Source organism: Flectobacillus roseus (assembly GCF_030056595.1).
Lineage (GTDB): Bacteria > Bacteroidota > Bacteroidia > Cytophagales > Spirosomataceae > Flectobacillus > Flectobacillus roseus.
The window spans coordinates 183286-201763 of the sequence record NZ_JASHIF010000008.1 but is presented as its reverse complement, the minus strand read 5'-3'; the positions used below and the strand labels follow the sequence as shown (position 1 = coordinate 201763).

Sequence of the window (18478 nt, the reverse complement as noted above, 5' to 3'; positions counted from 1 at the left end):
AAAAAATGAAAGCAAAAGCTATCAAAATCAATCCTAGCGACAATGTCTATGTAGCTTTGACAGACCTCAAAAAAGGGGAGGTGCTAGAAGGAATAGAATTAAAAACAGATGTTCCTGTTAAACATAAATTTGCAGAATTTGACTTCGCTATAGGCGATTTGTTGAAAATGTATGGTCTTACCATTGGAAAAGCAGCTCAGCCTATTCAACAAGGAGAACATATTACTACTTTCAATGTAAAACACGTAGCCGAATCATATGGAGAGCGTGTGCCTAATTTGGAGTGGCAAAAACCAGATATTTCAAAGTTTGAAGGACGTACTTTCAACGGTTTTCATCGTGCAGATGGTCGTGTGGGTTCTGCTAATTATTGGTTGGTAGTACCAATGGTGTTTTGTGAAAACCAAAACGTCGAGGTAATCAAAAATGCGCTTTTGAATGAATTAGGATATGCTAAGGCATCACAATTCCAAGGATATACGCAAAGCTTGATTAATGCTTACAAAAACGGAGTAGATGTTTCGGCATTAGTTTATGAAGAAACCGAACAAACTGAAGATGGGCGTGGTAAATTATTTCCACAAGTAGACGGTATCAAATTCTTGACACATACTGGTGGTTGTGGTGGTACACGTGAAGATGCACAAGTATTATGTCAATTGTTGGCAGGATATATCACGCATCCAAACGTAGCTGGTGCAACGATTTTGAGTTTAGGTTGTCAAAATGCGCAGGTAAAATTATTGCAAGATGCCATTGCTAAAGTAGACCCTCAATTCTCAAAGCCTCTTTATATTTTCGACCAACAAGCTATCGGAAACGAAGAGCAAATGTTGCGTCAGGCTATCAAACAAACCTTTATTGGATTAACTATCGCTAACCAAGCGAAACGTGAACCTGCACCACTTTCACACATTACTTTAGGGGTAGAATGCGGTGGTTCAGATGGTTTTTCAGGAATTTCTGCTAATCCATCAGTAGGATATTGCGCTGATTTGCTTTCTGCTTTAGGAGGAAAGGTAATGTTAGCTGAATTCCCAGAATTATGTGGTGTTGAACAAGAACTTATCAATCGTTGCGTGAGTGATGATTTAGCAGATAAGTTTACCACTATTCAGGCAGCTTATGCACGCAGTGCGGAGGCGGTTGGTTCTGGATTTGATATGAACCCTTCTCCAGGAAATATCAAAGATGGCTTAATTACTGATGCGATGAAATCGGCAGGTGCCGCTAAAAAAGGAGGAAATTCTCCTATTTTTGACGTATTGGATTATACTGAACAAGCGACTAAGTCAGGCTTAAATTTGCTTTGTACTCCGGGTAACGATGCCGAATGTACGACAGGTTTGGCTGGTTCGGGTGCCAATGTAATCATGTTTACAACGGGCTTAGGTAATCCAATGGGTAATCCTATTTGTCCTGTTTTAAAAATTTCTTCTAACTCTGCTTTAGCAGAAAGAATGTCTGATATTATTGATATCAACGCAGGAACGGTTATTACAGGAGAAAAGACTATTGCCGAAATGGGCGAGGAGTTGTTGGAATATTGTATCAAAACTGCCTCGGGTGAGTACACGCCAAAGGCTGTTGCTCTTGGACACGACGACTTTATTCCATGGAAACGTGGAGTTTCTTTGTAAGTGTTGAGTGTAGAGTTTTGAGTGCGGAGTTTTGGAATTTCTAAAACCATTTCTAAAAGCTGATAGCTCACAGCCGACATACTTGCCCTCGTTGGAGTTTTCTCCAACGAGCTAAGCGCTAACTATAGAGCATTGTTTTTTGCTTACGCGAACGGCTTCTGAGTGCTGAGTATGGAGTTTTGAGTGCGGAGTTTTAGATGACTGAGCCTCCAAAACCTCTGCCGACAGCTCAAAGCCGAAAGCCGACAGCTCACAGCCAAAATATTATCCAAATACAGTCTCTTGCTTGAGTCAGCTAACTTTAAGCAATTTTTTTGAACTACTATCAATTTCAAAAGATGAAAAACTTCTTAGACGACAATTTTCTATTACAGACTGAAACAGCTCGTACTTTGTATCATGAGTATGCGAAGCAAATGCCAATTATTGACTACCACTGCCATCTCCCACCAGACCAGATAGCGGAGGATAAGTCATTTGAGAACCTTGCCCAAATTTGGTTGTATGGCGATCACTACAAATGGCGTGCTATGCGTACAAATGGCATCAACGAAGCTTATTGTACTGGAGATAAGTCGGATTATGAAAAATATGAACAGTGGGCAGCAACGGTACCTTATACCATGCGTAACCCTTTGTACCACTGGACCCACCTCGAATTACAGCGTTATTTTGGGGTAAATGAAATTTTGAATCCATCGACTGCCAAGGATATTTACGAAAAATGTACTGCCCTTCTTCAAACACCAGAATATTCGGTGAGAGGTTTGTTGAATAAAATGAATGTAAAAGTGGTATGTACAACCGATGACCCGATTGATTCTTTGGAATATCACCAAAAAATCAAAGCTGATGGTGTTGAGGTAAAAGTATTGCCTACTTTCCGTCCAGATAAGGCAATGGCGGTTGAGAATGTGGCAAATTTTGTGGCTTATGTGGCAAAATTAGAAACAGTTGTAGGTCGTAGTCTTTCCACTTTGGAAGAATACCTAGGTGCTTTGAAAGAGCGCCATGATTTCTTTGCTGAAATGGGTGGCAAACTCTCTGACCACGGTCTTGAGCAAATTTATGCGGAAGATTATACTGAAGATGAAATTGCTGCTATCTTCTTGAAAATCAAAGGAGGAAGTGAGTTGACTTTAGAAGAACAATTGAAGTTCAAGTCTGCAATGTTGATCCATTTTGCTATTTGGGACTGGGAAAAAGGCTGGACTCAGCAATTTCACTTAGGTGCATTGCGTAACAACAACCTTCGTGCGATGCGTGAATTGGGCCCAGATACTGGTTGGGATTCAATTGGTGATTTTGACCAAGGTAGAGCCCTTTCGAAATTTTTAGGTAAATTAGACGAAAACAACCAATTGGCTAAAACTATCCTTTACAACTTGAACCCTCGTGATAACGAATTGATGGCTACTATGATTGGTAACTTCAATGATGGTTCTGTAGCTGGAAAAATCCAATTTGGTTCTGGTTGGTGGTTCCTCGACCAGAAAGATGGTATGGAAAAACAAATCAATGCGCTTTCAAATTTGGGCTTGTTGAGCCGTTTTGTAGGTATGTTGACAGACTCTCGTAGTTTTCTTTCTTTCCCTCGTCATGAGTATTTTAGACGAATTTTATGTAATATATTAGGTAACGACGTTGAAAATGGCGAATTACCTAACGATATTCCTTGGATTGGAAAGATGGTTCAAGATATTTGTTACAACAACGCCAAAGAATACTTCGGATTTTAATTGACTCGGCTAGGTATCTCAGAGGTATCTAGCCGCTTTTTAAAATAGATATATGCAAAAAATAGTGTGTTGTTTTGGAGAGATTCTTTTACGTTTTTCTCCTCAGTTGGGTGGTGAATGGATTAAAAATGCCACAATGCCCGTGTTTGTTGGTGGTGCCGAATTGAACGTAGCCACAGCTTTAGCTAATTGGAATGTGCCTGTGCAATATACAAGTGTATTGCCTGACAACCAGCTTTCGGTTGAATTGAAGCAGTATATTGAAGAAAAAGGTATTTCTGCTGATAAAATGCCTTGCTTCGGTGACAGAATAGGTACTTATTACCTTCCACAAGGTGCTGACCTCAAAAATGCAGGCGTAATTTATGACCGTGCTCATTCTGCTTTCTGGACTTTAGCACCCGGTAAAGTAGATTGGGATAGCATTCTCGAAAATGTCTCTTGGTTTCATTTCAGTGCTATTAGTCCAGCTTTGAACGAAGACGTAGTGGATGCCTGTGAGGAGGTTTTGAAAATTGCTAAAAGCAAGGGTATTACCGTATCGGTTGACCTCAACTATCGTGCAAAGCTTTGGAAATACGGCAAACATCCTGTCGAAATCATGCCTCGCTTGGCGAAATATTGCGACGTCATCATGGGTAATATTTGGGCGGCTGATTGGCTATTGGGTATTCCTGTAGATGCAAGTATCAACCCCGATTCAACACAAGAAGAGTATTTAGCGCATAGCATTCGTACTGCCGAAGCTATTCAACAACAATACCCTCAATGTTCTGTGGTAGCGCATACGTTCCGTTTTGATGCTCCTCCGAAAGGCATTTTGTATTATACCACACTTTTTACCAATGGTCAACAATACGTTTCTCCGACTTTCACAATTGATGAAGTTGTAGATAAGGTAGGCAGTGGTGACTGTTTTATGGGAGGATTGATTTATGGTTTATACAATGAAAAATCACCTCAAGAAGTAATTAATTATGCAGCTGCAGCGGCATTTGGCAAGCTGAATGAGTATGGCGATGCTACCAAACAAAGCGTATATCAAGTAGAAAATCTACTGGCTAGGTTTTTATAAGCATAGAAATCACTGAGAAAATGATCTCGGTGATTTCTATTATCTTTTATTGTTCCTCTCAATTTTAATTAAGAAATATAAAATGGCCCTTTTTAATAGTGCAACGGTTGATCAACTCATCGCAAATTATCCCGTTGTTCCCGTTTTTTATCATGAAGATTTAGCATTAACACAAGGTATCATTAAAGCTTGTTACGATGGTGGAATGCGTGCATTTGAATTTACTAATCGTGGTGAAAGTGCCTTGGCAACTTTTACGGCTTTAGTGCCTTTTATTCGTGAAAATTGCCCAGATATGGCAATTGGTATCGGTACAATTTTCAAAGCTGAACAAGCTGCAAAGTTTATTGAAGTAGGCGCAGATTTTGTGGTACAACCTGTCACTACTGCTGAAGTTGGTGCATTGTGCCAAGAAAAAAATATTGCTTGGTACCCTGGTGCTTGTACCTTGAACGAAATTTATCAAGCAACAGAATTAGGTGCTACTGTGGTTAAAATCTTCCCGGGTAATGTTGTTGGTCCAGGTTTTGTAAAATCTATGAAGGGTCCAATGCCGAAGGTGAAAGTAATGGTAACAGGAGGAGTAGAACCTACAACTGAAAGTCTTACAACATGGTTTAAAGCAGGTGTAACTGCTGTTGGAATGGGTTCACAATTGTTTCCAAGTGCCGTTTTAGCAAATAAAGATTTTAATCAAATTCAACAAACCGTAGCTAGCTTGATGGAAACGGTGGCAAGCTTATCTAAATAAAAACTATGGAAAAAAAGGTAGGAAGTTATCGTTGGGTCATTGTAGCCCTTTTGTTTTTTGCAACAACCATCAGTTATCTTGACCGCCAAGTAATTGCTTTATTAAAGCCAACCTTGGAAAAAGAATTTGACTGGAATGAAAAAGATTATAGTAACCTAGTGATGGCATTTCAAGCTGCTTACGCGATTGGTTTGGTGTTATCTGGTAGTATTATTGATAAAATTGGTACGAAATTAGGCTATTTGGTAGCAGTAATTTGGTGGAGTGCTGCAGGTGTTTTAACTGCTGCTGCTACCAGTACCTTTGGTTTTGGTGCATTCAGAGCTTTATTGGGCTTGGGCGAGGGAGGAAACTTCCCTGCAGCTATCAAGAGTGTAGCTGAATGGTTTCCTAAAAAAGAACGTGCATTAGCAACGGGTATTTTTAACTCTGGTGCTAATATCGGTGCTGTGGTAGCACCATTGATGGTACCTTGGATTTTGGCCGTCTGGGGTTGGCAAGTGGCGTTTATGGTAACGGGTGGTGTAGGTTTTATCTGGGTGATTTTCTGGGTAATGAGCTACGACAAGCCAACAACGCATAAATCTGTTACGCCTGAAGAATTAGCTTATATCCAGAGTGATGAAGATGAAGTTGCCGAATCGGATGAGAAACCTGTAAAATGGGCTCAATTGTTCGGTATTCGTCAAACTTGGGCTTTCGTTTTTGGGAAAATGTTAACTGACCCAATTTGGTGGTTCTTCTTGTATTGGTTGCCTTCATATTTTGCTGAGACTTTCCAATTAGACTTAAAAAAGCCATCATTAGAACTTATTATTGTTTATACTGCAACAACTATTGGTAGTATCGGTGGTGGATATGTATCTGGTTTCTTGATCAACAAAGGGTGGCCAGTTTTCAAAGCACGTAAAATTGCGATGTTGAGTTTTGCCTTGGCTGTTGTGCCAATTATGGCTGCTCAATATTGCTCAAATATTTGGCAAGCGGTAGTATTGATTAGTATTGCGGCAGCGGCTCACCAAGCGTGGAGTGCCAACATTTTTACGACAGCTTCAGATATGTTCCCTAAAAAAGCAGTTTCTTCTGTTGTAGGTATCGGTGGTATGGCTGGGTCTGTTGGTGGTATCCTTTTTCCATTAATGGTAGGTACTATTTTGGATTCATACAAAGAAGCTGGAAATATTACAGCAGGTTATAATATCATCTTTATTGTGTGCGGTTTTGCCTATTTATTAGCATGGGGCTTAATGCACTTGTTTGCTCCGAAAATGGAGAAAGTAGAATTGTAAAAAGCAAGTGGACAAAGTTTGATTTAAGGTGTTAGGCTATAGGTAAAGAGTGTTAAAATGTTTTTTTATTAACGATAGATATATTTTGCCGAATGCTCAAAGCTGAAAGCCGAAAGCTCAAAAATTAAATTTTACTTTGCCCATTAACTTAATAAAATCTTGTTAAAAACGTGAATGGATTAGCCAGTGATGCTTGTATGTGTTGCTGGCTAATTTTGTAAAAGGGCAATGTTACTATTTCGGATATCGGATGTTGGATTTCGGAAGTGTAAGAAGACCATATTCCATGGTAAATAAAGATATTTTACTTTATCTCCGAAATCAGAAATCCCAAATCTGAAATTGTGAGAAACCCATCTGTCACTACTTATTCACCATTCAAAATTCACAATTAAATCAGCTATGTCACAATTTGAAAAAAGATTTGTTCATGACGAAGACCTTGCCTGGGAAACAGTAGGTGAGGGGTTACGTCGTAAAATTATGAGCTATGACAATAATGTCATGATGGTAAAAGTAGCCTTCGAAAAAGGTGCTGTAGGTTCGTTGCATAGCCATTATCATACGCAAATTAGCTATGTCGAAAGTGGAGCTTTTGAGATAACCATTGAAGGTAAAACCGAAGTGCTTAAACAAGGCGATACTTATTATATTCCGCCTCATATTGTACACGGGGCAGTGGCTTTGGAAGTAGGAGTGTTGGTGGATGTATTTGCACCGTTTCGAGAAGATTTTGTTTAACATATTGTTAGTTACTCAGGGCGAAATCTTCGCCCTTTTGTTTTGATTTTCATCATTTTTCAAATTCTTAATCTAAGGTTCATAGATTCTTGGTAATTTTGCACCTTATTAGCAATTGGGTACTGAACTAATTTAGTTAAAATAGGTTTATCAATTGAAACCAATAGTTCAGTTCAACAACAAACCATTTCAACCAAGAATATCTTATCAGATGATTGATTTTTCACAAATTCCTTCGCCTTGTTATGTAATCGAAGACCAACTTTTGAGAAAGAACCTTACACTTCTCAAATATGTACAGGAGCAAGCAGGAATCGAGATTATTTGTGCGCTTAAAGGCTTTTCAATGTATAGCACTTTTCCAATGGTACGTCAGTATTTGGCTGGTGCTACGGCAAGTTCACTCAACGAAGCCCGTCTTTGTTTTGAGGAAATGAAAGCGAAGGCTCACGTATATGCCCCCGCTTATTTGGAACGTGAATTTGACGAATTGATGTCTTATTCGAGCCATATCACTTTCAACTCGTTGAATCAATATAATACTTTTGGGGATAGAGCACGTGCTAATGGTATTAGCTGCGGTTTGCGTATCAACCCTCAATACTCTGAGGTTGAAACAGATATGTATAATCCATGTATTGCTGGTTCGCGATTGGGAATTACTCGTAATCAATTAGGAGATACTTTGCCAGAAGGTATTGAAGGTTTGCACTCACACACCCTCTGCGAAAATGATTCATATACATTAGAGCGTACTTTGAACGCTATTGTAGAACGTTTTGGCGATTTATTGGAACAAGCTAAATGGTTGAACTTGGGTGGAGGACACTTAATTACTCGTGCTGATTATGAGCCAGAGCATTTAATTTCTGTGTTGAAAAACCTTAAAGCTCGTTTTCCACATCTAAAAATAATTCTAGAACCTGGCTCGGCTGTAGGTTGGAGAACAGGTTATTTGACCTCAACGGTGATGGATATCATTGATTCGCAGGGAATTAATGCTGCCATTTTGGATGTGAGTTTTGCAGCACACATGCCAGATACCCTAGAAATGCCTTATAAACCAAGAATTTTGGGAGCTCACCACGAACCTGTGGAGGGCAAACCAACATATCGTTTTGGCGGTATGACTTGTTTGGCAGGTGACTTTTATGGAGATTACTCGTTTGACCAAGAATTGAAAATTGGAGATTCTATCGTATTTGATGACATGATTCACTACACGATGGTAAAGACAACGACTTTCAATGGCGTTAACCTTCCTTCAATTGGTATTTGGAGAGAAAACGATACTTTTGAATTGGTTAAATCTTTTGGTTACGAAAGCTTTAAAGATAGATTGTAAGTTCGAGTAACGGAATTACTTTTTAGAGAATTTTGAATAATGTCAAAGCCCAAAGCTTTGACATTATTGTTTAAACCCTTTCTTGCTTTGTCCCTTTCACAAAGAAGCCTACAATAGCCGTAGTCATCATACCCATAATCGGGGCACCAACGACACTCTGAATCATATAGTTTTTCTCATTGAATTGATTCAAAGCTTCTTCCTTTGTCATCATATTGTGAGAAATGACATATCGAATGACATTTGGAAAAAACTCTGGTGTGATGATATGCGTCGTAATCCACTGTGTTAGTGGTGCCAAAATCGTAACCACCAATGTAATATAAAATCCACTCATCAAAGCTTGTTTGTAGGTCATATTACCTCCAAAGTCTTTGAAACGTTTTTCTCTAAGGGCAAATACGTAAAGCGTTATGGCAGGAATAGCAATGAAGTTGGTATAAATCGGATGCTTGTCGATATATACATCGTGCAAGCCCGCAACTTTTTCGAGCGTCATCCATAACAGAGTCATTAACGAAAAATAAATACCCCATTTGATTTCAGTAGAGATAGCTTTCATATCGAGATTTAGTTTTATTTCTCTTTAAGTTAAACTAAAATATGAAAGATTTCAAGTAATTGCTTATTTGGGGTTGCTGATTTCGGAGTTTAACTTATGATTAGCAGAAAGGATTAAATCAATTGAATGTCTGAGGTGTAGTTTGATTGTAATGTTTTGATTATGAGGGTATTCAAATAACAATTGTACGATTAACCAATAACCTCTTCTGATTTAATGAAATAACTTCCTAGTTCAAGACTTAGTCTTATTTTTTTATCAGTTTATAAACTGAAACAAAAGTTAGTCCGAGACTTAGTCTCGAACTAGGCAATTCATCATAAATACTTAAGAAACTTTTCCAATCACAGGCAAAGGAACAAAGCCTGTTTCGCCTTCTATTTTGGGGAATAACTGGTCTTGCCAACGTTGTTTAGCCTCTTCTAGCATTTCTTTATCACTTGCTACAAAATTCCAAAACATAAATCTTTCTTCTGGAAATGGCTCTCCACCAAAGATATAAATGGTTGTATTTTCACCTATCGTAAATTCACAAAGTGAAGCATCTTTGGCCACTAGAATTCTTTTGGGTTCATACACATTCCCTTCGCTTTCCACACTTCCCTCCAAAATATACATGGCTGCCTCGCCAAAAAGAGAACTACCGATTTTGACCGTTTTTTTAGCTGTAGATTTGATTTCTAGTAAAAAAAGAGGACTATATACTGGTACGGGAGATTGATGCCCTAAGGCTTCGCCTGCAATGAGTTTGTATTGTACGCCATCTTCTTCCCATGCTGGTAAAGTGTCGGCTTCGGCATGGAAAAAGCTAGGCTCCATTTGTTCCAAATGTTTGGGTAATGCCACCCATATTTGTAATCCATGCAAAAATTTAGGTGAATTTCTTAGATAATCTGGCGTGCGCTCGGAGTGAACAATTCCGTTGCCTGCGGTCATCCAATTGACTGCACCTGGTTGAATTTCCATCTGCGTTCCTAGGCTGTCTCTGTGCATTATACTGCCTTCAAAAAGATAGGTGAGGGTAGACAACCCAATGTGAGGATGCGGTCCGACATCGAAGTTTTCATAATCTTGGAGCTGTGTTGGCCCCATGTGGTCGATAAAAGTAAAAGGACCCACCATTCGCTTGGTACGAAATGGAAGCAATCGACCTACCCAGAAGTTCCCAACTTCGTGCGGTCTTTCTTCGATAATATGGCTTAGATTTGACATATACAAAGATAAGTTTTTGCCTTATTTTACAAAAAATAAGCCAGTCCAAAAATGAACTGGCTCGACATAGAACGAAGGGTTATTAAGTATTAATTGAGTTGGATAGTTCTAAATAAAATATTTCCTTTCACAAATTTGATTCGAAGCTGCTGGGTACCTTTATTTAACGGGATATTACCAGCTTTCACCCATTTCCAATTTTTGTCATTGCCTGTAGGTTTGATTTTTGTAGTAGACAACAATTGATCATTGCTCCATATTTCTATTTGACCTTCTGCTTCTTTTGAGGCTACTTCTAGATTTATTTGATATTTTTTGGCTTTTTCTACCTCAATCGTATAGCCCAACCATTCATCATTTTCAATCGAAAATACCTGATATTGCCCATCTTCTAATTGAATGTCTACACCATCGTTGCGATATGCTTTTCCCCGATTTCCTTGTGTATTGACGCCTGGGGTATAGTGATAACTAGCAGTATCTTTATCATAATACCCAATTCGTTGCCCTCCTAAGTCAAAATCAACCGCAGGAATGGTAACCGATGAGCCGATGCGATGTGTTTTGAAAGCCACAGCTTTATGCTCTTTTACTTGTCTAAACATCGCATCAATCACGTCGGCGTGGGGTTGGTTATTAGGAAGTTGGATGAGTGAAATAAGTTCGTCTAAAGAGGTTTGTGCTTCTTCTTTGCTCGGCTTAGGACCTTTGTTGTTCCAGTAATCCAAAAGCTTTTGGTAAGAGGGCGTTATTTTGATTTCCCAAGGGTTATTAATTCCCATTTTCTTGGATTGCCACCATGCCCAACCAATATCATTGGATTCGACCAAACGGATCGCTTCAGTAAACCAGTTGTTAGAGTTTTCGCCCGATTCGCCTAACCAAAGCGGTACATTGTATTCCTCTCTAAGATTCAAGAAATTTTGAATAGCGGCCTTGGTATTAAAATTTCCATATTTGTGAAAACTCAATACCATATTATTGTCCCACGTAGGCAGAATTCCACGGTAATTATTCCCAAAACCATTTCCTTCAATAATGATAATATGATTGTTGTCTACCTCACGGATGGCTTTCGTAATTTCTATCATCAGGTTTCTTAGTGGAAGATTGAGTTTTTCTTCTGTTCCTCTAAAATCCTTTGCATCCTGAAAGCCCCAATTGGGTTCGTTGATAATGTCATAACCTCCAATCCAAGGTTCGTTGGCGTATCTTTCTGCTAGCTTTTTCCAAAGTGCAATTACTTTTAATTGATTATCACGACTCTCCCACAAGGAAGGCAAACTAGGATTACGATCAGAAATAGCTAAGTCATTCCCTTGTCCGCCAGGCGCTGCGTGTAAATCTAAAATCAAATACATTTTATTGGCTTTGCACCAAGATAATAGGCTATCAGTCATGGCAAAACCCTTTTCTATCCACGTGTTTTGTCCTGCAATGGGTTCTTTTTCTACCGAAAGGGTATATAAATCATAGTGCATCGGCAACCTGATAGAGTTGAAGCCCCATGCTGCCATTGAATCAATATCTGCTTTTTGGGTATGTTTTTCGAGCCATTGTTGATAAAATTTATCAGTGGCGTCTTGTCCAACAAGCTCCTGAATTCGGGCTTTGATTTGATATTGCTGACCAATATTTCCAAGTTTAAACATATAGCCTTCTTGCAACATCCAGCCACCCAGCCCCATGCCTCGTAAGATTATCTTGTTCCCGTTCGAGTCGGTGATAATTTTTCCTTTAGCTTTCAAAAATCCTTGAGCCTGAGCGATTACCGAGATAATCGCTAGGACAAGAGTTAACATACACTTTTTCACTGTTTTGTTCTGAAGGGTTATTAAATCCTTATGTTTTGGGGCTAACTATGAATTAAAACCCTAATCTCCAACTAGAATTAACGCCAGAAGACCCAAATCATAATGACAATGAATTTATAGTTTTTAAAGAAATTGGATATATAAAAAATTAGCAAAACTTATTTTCAAGATTTTAAACAGGAGTAAAGGTTAAAACACTACAGATATATTTATTGGAATAGGTACTAAAGTAATTGTTTGTCAAAAGTAGAAATACTCTATCAGGATTAATAAAATTGTGCCCCTACATTACCCCAACATTAGGACAATAAGGATAGAAAACTATAATATTTTGGACTTTTTGCCAGATATTTGTCTTAAAATATACACATCGCCTGTAATTGTTTTATGAACCGACTAATCCTATCAATCATATTACTTCTTTCCATATCTATCTCATTTGGGCAAAATACCATTGGTTTGCCAGAGATAAATAACTATACCAAAAATCAATATCTTGCTGGAACGCAAAACTGGGGTATTCAACAAGATGCTGCTGGACGGATGTATTTTGCTAATAATGAAGGTCTTTTGACTTTTGATGGTAACTATTGGCGAAAGTATCATTTGCCTTCCAAAACCAAAGTTCGTTCCTTGGCGATTGCTTCGGATGGTAAGATTTATGTGGGCGGTGAAAATGAAATTGGCTACTTCAGTCCAAGTGAAAATGGGGTATTGGCATATCATTCTTTAAAGCAACTCTTGCCTGAAAAAGACCAAACTTTTTATGATGTTTGGAATGTTTGTGTGTGGAAAGAATCCGTTTTTTTCCGTTCTAGCAGTCGCATTTTTGAATACAAAGCCAATAAAATTTCGGTGTATAGACCTTCTTCTCACTGGCGTTTTTTAGGTAAAAGTTCAGAAAAACTAATCGCACAAGATTTTGATAAAGGATTATTGTATTTCGAAAATGGACAATGGATACCTTTTAGTACAGATTTGCAATTGTTGGGCAAACAGCTAGTTACCTCCATTGTACCTATTTCAAAGGAATTATCATTGATTTCAACTTTTGAGAATGGGCTGTATTGGCTAAATACACAGCGCGTTCAAGCATTTGCTACATCATTTATTACCGAAATTAGCAAATATCGTATCTATCATGCTGTTCAAATTAATGCTACTCAAATAGCGCTCTCGACGAGCCTGAATGGTTGTTATATCATCGATATTCATGGAAATTTTATTCAACACTTTTCAAAAACTGAAGGGCTAAATAACAATAATATTCTCAGTAGCTTTTTAGATAAACAAAAAAATCTTTGGTTGGGCTTAGACAACGGAATTGCCTTCGTGGCGACCAACAATGCCATCAAAAGCATTTCGATTATGCAAGATGCTGATGCTGGAGGATATGCTTCGGCCTTGTATCAAGGAAATTTGTATTTGGGAACTGCCAACGGCTTGTATGTGGCGCCCATTAAGGAACAGGGTGATTTGAGTTATGAAAAAAGTGCCTTCCGAAAAGTCCCTAACTCGACTGGTCAAGTATGGAATTTACAAGTCATTAATCGTCAGCTCTTGATGGGGCATCATGAGGGAGCATATATAGTAAACGCAAAAAGTGCTCAAAAAATAGATGATAATGGGGGGTATTGGACTTTTGTGCCACTTTCGAGTTTGCAACCTACCGCTCGATTGGTAGCAGGAAATTACAATGGTTTGAAGTTTTGGAATTATAAAAATGGACAATTTTCGGTAGATAAAAGGGTAGATAATTTTCATATTTCTTCTCGTTTTGTCTGTATTGATCCCAATAATGACAAAACTATTTGGACATCGCACCCCTATAAAGGTGTTTTTAGAGTTTCGATGAAGGATTCTTTAAAAACAGAAGTGAAGTTATACGGTGCGCGAGAAGGTTTGACTCTTTCAGAGAATAACAGCTTTGTATACCGTCTTAAAAATAGGGTGATAATTGCTTCTGAAAATGGCATTTTTGAATACAATATTCATACCGACAAATTTGTTCCTTGTTCTTTATTAATGCCCTATTTTAAAGGAATGAAAATGTATTATCTCAAAGAAGACCAAGATGGAAACGTCTGGTTTATCGCAGATAATAGAATTGGGGTCTTGGACTTCTCTAGCAATAAGCCACAAGTAATCTATTTTCCTGAATTAAATAATCGTTTAGTCTCGGGCTTTGAGTTTATCAATCCCATGAATCTAGAAAATGTTATCGTAGGAGGGGAGAAAGGCTTTTTTCATATCAATTACAAAGCGTATCGACAAAAGCTGAGTAAGGTAAATGTGCTGATTAGTGAAATTAGTGCTTCGGGGAAAATAGATAGTGTCTTTTTCGGTGGAATCAAAAGTACAGAGAAGGCAAAAAATACCGAGATAGACAGTGATTTTGACCGATTAACATTCGAATATTCCTCTACACTTTTTCATCAACTCCAAACGGTAGAATATGCTTGCCAGTTAGAAGGTTTTGATGCTACATGGTCGGCATGGACCAAAAAGACAAGTAAAGAATATACCCAATTGCCAGCAGGAACCTATTTATTTAAGGTAAAAGCAAGAAATAATTTGGGGCAAGAATCTGACATTACGTCTTATCAAGTGATTATATTGCCACCTTGGTATTTGACTATCTGGGCTTATATTTTCTATCTTTTTCTGCTATTCCTTGCCTTTTGGAGATTGTTTCGTTGGCAACAACAAAAATTTATCGACCAGCAAGTCTCGTTTCAAAAAGAACAAAAGCAATTGATGTATATGCACCAATTGGAATTAGATAAAAATGAAAAAGAGATTGTCAGCCTAAAAAATGAAAAATTAGAGGCAGAAATTATCCATAAAAATGCCGAACTGGCTTCCTCAGCGATGTATTTAGTTCAAAAAGCGGAATTACTGACCAAGCTCAAACAAGATTTGGGTAAAATGTATAAGTCTGGCAATGTGGAGGAAATCAAGGAAGATTTGAAACGCATGATGAAAACGGTTGACGATGAGAATACAGTTGAGACCGATTGGAACCAGTTTTCGATGCACTTCGATAGTGTTCATAGTAATTTTTTGATGGTCATCAAAGAGCGCTTCCCCAATCTAAGCCCAAGTGAACTAAAGCTTTGTGCGTATTTAAGAATGAACCTTTCTACCAAAGAAATTGCTCAACTCATGAATATCTCTGCAAGAAGTGTTGAAGTAAGTAGGTATCGTTTACGAAAGAAACTACAACTACCTTCTGAGGTTAATTTCTTTAGCTATTTCCTGAGTATTTACGAAGAATAGATTTCGATTGTAGATTTGGGATACTGGATTTCGGATTAAAACCTGTAGAGACGTTGCATGCAACGTCTCCAAACAAATTTTCAAATTGAAAAAAGGTTAGACCTGTAGCGTTATGGACAAATCATATTGGGTATATACCTATGTTATTTGTCAATCATCTTGTAAACACGTACATAATCAATATCCATTTGGCAAGGGAATATTGAATTGTCTACGCCTTTGGCACCGCCCCAGTCTCCACCAATGGCAAGATTCAATAAAATATGGAATCTTTTATCAAACGGCCATTCGGCATAACTTTTGTTTTCATTCACAAATTCAAAAATCTTCTCATTGTCAATATATCCTCGAATAGCATAAGGAGTCCAATCTACCCGATACAAATGATAGTCGGTTATAGCAGTGGGGATTGTTTTAACGGCAGTTTTTTGTGTATTGATTTTGAAGTAATATGCCAGAGAATGGGTGCTAATATGTACGACATTTGGGTCATAACCCACATGTTCCATAATGTCAATTTCACCAGAATTTGGCCAACCACCATACGCCCAATCTGTAGGAAGCATCCAAATAGCAGGCCACGTGCCTAAGCCTTTCGGAAGCTTCGCTTTGATTTCGAAACGACCATAGAGAAAATCCCCTTTTTGTCGAGATACTAATCTGGTTGAGGTATAATCTTTACCTCCCAATGATTCTTTTCTGGCAATGATACTGAGTTTACCATCCTTTACCAAGGCATTGTTGGTGCTGTTGGTATAGTACTGAAGTTCGTTATTGCCCCAACCTGTTCCACCAATATCATAGTCCCAAAGCTTGGGATTGGGTGCTCCAGCATAGTCAAATTCATCTGCCCAAATGGGAGTCGTTTCAAAGTCCCAAGCTTTATCTACCAATGGAGGAATCGTTACCACAACAGGAGAAGGCGTGGGTTTGGGTTGCCCTGAGCAGGAGTAAAGTGTGTTTACACCCAAAATGCACAGTGCGCCAATAGCTTTTTTTATGACTATGTTTTTCATAGAAAAAGGGGTTATAATTTGAAAATTTGGAGATTTGAAGATGAGAAGAAAAAAAGCTAGTCTCGAGCTAGAGAGTACGAATGTAATAAATGTCTAGTTCAAGACTTTTTCTTGGACTTATTTTTTTATACAGTTTAAAACTGGAACAAAAGATAGTCCGAGACTTAGTCTCGGACTAGAAGGTACTAAGGCAACTTATGCCTAGTTCAAGACTTTTTCTTGAACTTATTTTTTTATACAGTTCATAAACTGAAACAAAAGCTAGTCCGAGACTTAGTCTCGAACTAGGGAGTAATATAATTCTTTTGTATTTTAAGCTAATGTTTATCAATTAATCTACTTTGTACCTCCCCATTCTTTGCTTTGTTGGATTTTGGTGTTATCCATTTCTAACAAAGGAATAGGTAAAATTTCATGTTTTCCAGCTTGGAAACCACGACTTCCCAATACTTGAGGTGCAATTTTCCAACGTACCAAGTCAAACCAACGGTGACCTTCACCAGCCAACTCCAAACGACGTTCTTTAATGATATTTTCGAGGGTAGCTGCTATGTTACCAGTTGTGCTTTTGTAGGCACGATTACGAACGGCATTCAGCAACGTAGCCGCACGTTTTAAGTCTCCACCACCTCTAACTAAGGCTTCCGCTTCGAGCAAATATGTATCCGCCAAGCGAATTTCGTACATATTTTGTGGGAAATTCAACTCCATATTACCTGCGCCAGTCCATTTGAATGAGTTACGACCTGCAAATTTTTCCAAGAAATAACCTGTATTCATATAGCCTTTTTCGTAGCCAGCAATCCCGTTTTTCTCTAAACTATCCAAGTTCGCAATCGTAGAATTTAAGCGTGGGTCATAATGCATGGCATTAAATAAATCTGGTGTTACAACTAAAAAGCTCCAGCCCGAAACATAGTCAGGAGCATCAGATTTTAGTGAACGATAGCCACGTGGACCAACCAAAATATTCAATAAATTCCCCTCTGTACAAGCTACGCAGTTCCAGTTTCCTGCCGAAGTATTGGTATAGGCAATCTCAAAAATTGATTCGCTATTGTATTTATTAGTTACTTTCCAAAGGTCAGAAAAATTGTTGAGTAACTTATAACCATACTGATTTGAACCACCAGGTGTGCCATTTACGAGGGCAAATTCTGAAGCAGCCTCTGTGAATTTCTCTTGTTGCAAATACACTTTACCCAAAAGTGCATGAGCAGCACCTTGTGTAGCACGACCACCTTCAGTAGCCACTGGAACGGTAGCAGGAAGGTCTGCTAATGCCTCTTTTATATCCTTCTCAATCTGTGCATATACTTCACTAGGAGCAGCTTGTACTACATTGTACATCTGGCTAGCTTCTACAGGTTTGGTAAATAGTGGAATATTTTTGAAAAGACGTACTAAATCAAAATAAAAATACGCTCTCAAAAACTTTCCTTCAGCTGTGTAGCGCTTTTTCAAGGTTTCGTCCATTGGAACGCCAGGGAGCTTGGTAAGGATAGTATTGGCACGAAAGATACCAGAAAACCCTTTTCTCCATAATTCTCCCTGTGGACCACGGTCAGGGGTTAAAGTATAGTTAGAGATGACTTGAAAGTCTGAAATATCATTAGGTCCACCACCACCAGCGTAGTGGTCGTCAGACGCGGCATTCATAGCACCCACTTTGGTGACATAACCGCCTCCTTGCCAACCAACCACATCGTATGCCGCCACTAATCCGTTGAACGCTTCAGTTTGATTACGATAATAGTTAGCTTCGAGGTTGGTTCCTTTGGGAGTTACCTCCAAAAATTCAGTGGTACAAGCCGATAACAACTGGCTACCAATGAGTAATGTTGCGATATATTTTTTTACTGACATCTTGTTAAATTTTAGTTGTTAAGTATTAAGTGATCGTGCATAATAAGATTTAACCAATGTGTTTAGGCACTAGGCATCAGGCACAAGACAAAGAGTGTTAACATGTTTTTTAATAACCACTGCCATGCTTTTCCTCAAAGCCCACCGCC

The 18478-nt window shown here is 38.5% G+C and carries 13 protein-coding genes; 8 read left to right on the top strand and 5 right to left on the bottom strand.

Annotated elements, in window-relative coordinates; all coding sequences use genetic code 11:
- Positions 1-5 precede the first annotated feature (5 nt).
- The 7 genes from QM524_RS09790 to nspC all read left to right on the top strand — a co-directional run bounded on the left by QM524_RS09790 (position 6) and on the right by nspC (position 8580).
- Positions 6-1640, top strand: a complete 1635-nt coding sequence (locus QM524_RS09790; RefSeq protein WP_283344430.1) for a UxaA family hydrolase — start codon at positions 6-8, stop codon at positions 1638-1640.
- 338 nt (positions 1641-1978) lie between these two features.
- Positions 1979-3379, top strand: a complete 1401-nt coding sequence (gene uxaC / locus QM524_RS09785; RefSeq protein WP_283344429.1) for a glucuronate isomerase — start codon at positions 1979-1981, stop codon at positions 3377-3379.
- 52 nt (positions 3380-3431) lie between these two features.
- Positions 3432-4454 carry a sugar kinase gene (locus QM524_RS09780; RefSeq protein WP_283344428.1) on the top strand — a complete coding sequence of 341 codons (1023 nt, stop codon included), beginning with the start codon at positions 3432-3434 and terminating at the stop codon, positions 4452-4454.
- 82 nt (positions 4455-4536) lie between these two features.
- Positions 4537-5205 carry a bifunctional 4-hydroxy-2-oxoglutarate aldolase/2-dehydro-3-deoxy-phosphogluconate aldolase gene (locus tag QM524_RS09775; RefSeq protein WP_166578865.1) on the top strand — a complete coding sequence of 223 codons (669 nt, stop codon included), beginning with the start codon at positions 4537-4539 and terminating at the stop codon, positions 5203-5205.
- A 5-nt stretch (positions 5206-5210) separates the two neighbouring features.
- Positions 5211-6494 (top strand): MFS transporter, encoded by a 1284-nt coding sequence (locus QM524_RS09770; RefSeq protein ID WP_283344427.1) that lies wholly within the window; start codon positions 5211-5213, stop codon positions 6492-6494.
- A gap of 402 nt (positions 6495-6896) precedes the next feature.
- On the top strand, positions 6897-7235 hold the full coding sequence (locus tag QM524_RS09765; RefSeq protein WP_283344426.1) for a cupin domain-containing protein: 339 nt from the start codon (positions 6897-6899) through the stop codon (positions 7233-7235).
- A 211-nt stretch (positions 7236-7446) separates the two neighbouring features.
- On the top strand, positions 7447-8580 hold the full coding sequence (gene nspC / locus QM524_RS09760; RefSeq protein WP_095164008.1) for a carboxynorspermidine decarboxylase: 1134 nt from the start codon (positions 7447-7449) through the stop codon (positions 8578-8580).
- Positions 8581-8650: 70 nt separating this feature from the next.
- On the opposite strand, the gene QM524_RS09755 is transcribed toward nspC, so the two are convergent.
- The 3 genes from QM524_RS09755 to QM524_RS09745 form a co-directional block, all read right to left on the bottom strand.
- On the bottom strand, positions 8651-9142 hold the full coding sequence (locus QM524_RS09755) for a DUF4199 domain-containing protein (protein ID WP_283344425.1): 492 nt from the start codon (positions 9140-9142) through the stop codon (positions 8651-8653).
- 327 nt (positions 9143-9469) lie between these two features.
- The gene (locus QM524_RS09750; protein WP_283344424.1) at positions 9470-10354 is read right to left on the bottom strand and encodes a pirin family protein; all 885 of its coding nucleotides are present in this window, start codon (positions 10352-10354) and stop codon (positions 9470-9472) included.
- A gap of 89 nt (positions 10355-10443) precedes the next feature.
- Positions 10444-12156 (bottom strand): cellulase family glycosylhydrolase, encoded by a 1713-nt coding sequence (locus tag QM524_RS09745; protein ID WP_283344423.1) that lies wholly within the window; start codon positions 12154-12156, stop codon positions 10444-10446.
- 399 nt (positions 12157-12555) lie between these two features.
- Between QM524_RS09745 and QM524_RS09740 the strand changes: the two genes are divergently transcribed.
- A complete protein-coding gene (locus tag QM524_RS09740) occupies positions 12556-15447 on the top strand; it encodes a triple tyrosine motif-containing protein (RefSeq protein WP_283344422.1) in 2892 nt (963 codons plus the stop codon).
- Positions 15448-15590: 143 nt separating this feature from the next.
- On the opposite strand, the gene QM524_RS09735 is transcribed toward QM524_RS09740, so the two are convergent.
- Together QM524_RS09735 and QM524_RS09730 are read right to left on the bottom strand one after the other, a co-directional pair.
- A complete protein-coding gene (locus QM524_RS09735; protein ID WP_283344421.1) occupies positions 15591-16463 on the bottom strand; it encodes a glycoside hydrolase family 16 protein in 873 nt (290 codons plus the stop codon).
- A 336-nt stretch (positions 16464-16799) separates the two neighbouring features.
- A complete protein-coding gene (locus tag QM524_RS09730; protein ID WP_283344420.1) occupies positions 16800-18329 on the bottom strand; it encodes a RagB/SusD family nutrient uptake outer membrane protein in 1530 nt (509 codons plus the stop codon).
- Between the last annotated feature and the right edge of the window lie 149 nt (positions 18330-18478).

Excerpts from the sequence above, each read along its gene's own strand:
- QM524_RS09790 (WP_283344430.1), top strand. The coding sequence starts at position 6 with ATGAAAGCAAAAGCTATCAAAATCAATCCTAGCGACAATGTCTATGTA.
- uxaC (WP_283344429.1), top strand. The coding sequence starts at position 1,979 with ATGAAAAACTTCTTAGACGACAATTTTCTATTACAGACTGAAACAGCT.
- QM524_RS09780 (WP_283344428.1), top strand. The coding sequence starts at position 3,432 with ATGCAAAAAATAGTGTGTTGTTTTGGAGAGATTCTTTTACGTTTTTCT.
- QM524_RS09775 (WP_166578865.1), top strand. The coding sequence starts at position 4,537 with ATGGCCCTTTTTAATAGTGCAACGGTTGATCAACTCATCGCAAATTAT.
- QM524_RS09770 (WP_283344427.1), top strand. The coding sequence starts at position 5,211 with ATGGAAAAAAAGGTAGGAAGTTATCGTTGGGTCATTGTAGCCCTTTTG.
- QM524_RS09765 (WP_283344426.1), top strand. The coding sequence starts at position 6,897 with ATGTCACAATTTGAAAAAAGATTTGTTCATGACGAAGACCTTGCCTGG.
- nspC (WP_095164008.1), top strand. The coding sequence starts at position 7,447 with ATGATTGATTTTTCACAAATTCCTTCGCCTTGTTATGTAATCGAAGAC.
- QM524_RS09755 (WP_283344425.1), bottom strand. The coding sequence starts at position 9,142 with ATGAAAGCTATCTCTACTGAAATCAAATGGGGTATTTATTTTTCGTTA.
- QM524_RS09750 (WP_283344424.1), bottom strand. The coding sequence starts at position 10,354 with ATGTCAAATCTAAGCCATATTATCGAAGAAAGACCGCACGAAGTTGGG.
- QM524_RS09745 (WP_283344423.1), bottom strand. The coding sequence starts at position 12,156 with ATGTTAACTCTTGTCCTAGCGATTATCTCGGTAATCGCTCAGGCTCAA.
- QM524_RS09740 (WP_283344422.1), top strand. The coding sequence starts at position 12,556 with ATGAACCGACTAATCCTATCAATCATATTACTTCTTTCCATATCTATC.
- QM524_RS09735 (WP_283344421.1), bottom strand. The coding sequence starts at position 16,463 with ATGAAAAACATAGTCATAAAAAAAGCTATTGGCGCACTGTGCATTTTG.
- QM524_RS09730 (WP_283344420.1), bottom strand. The coding sequence starts at position 18,329 with ATGTCAGTAAAAAAATATATCGCAACATTACTCATTGGTAGCCAGTTG.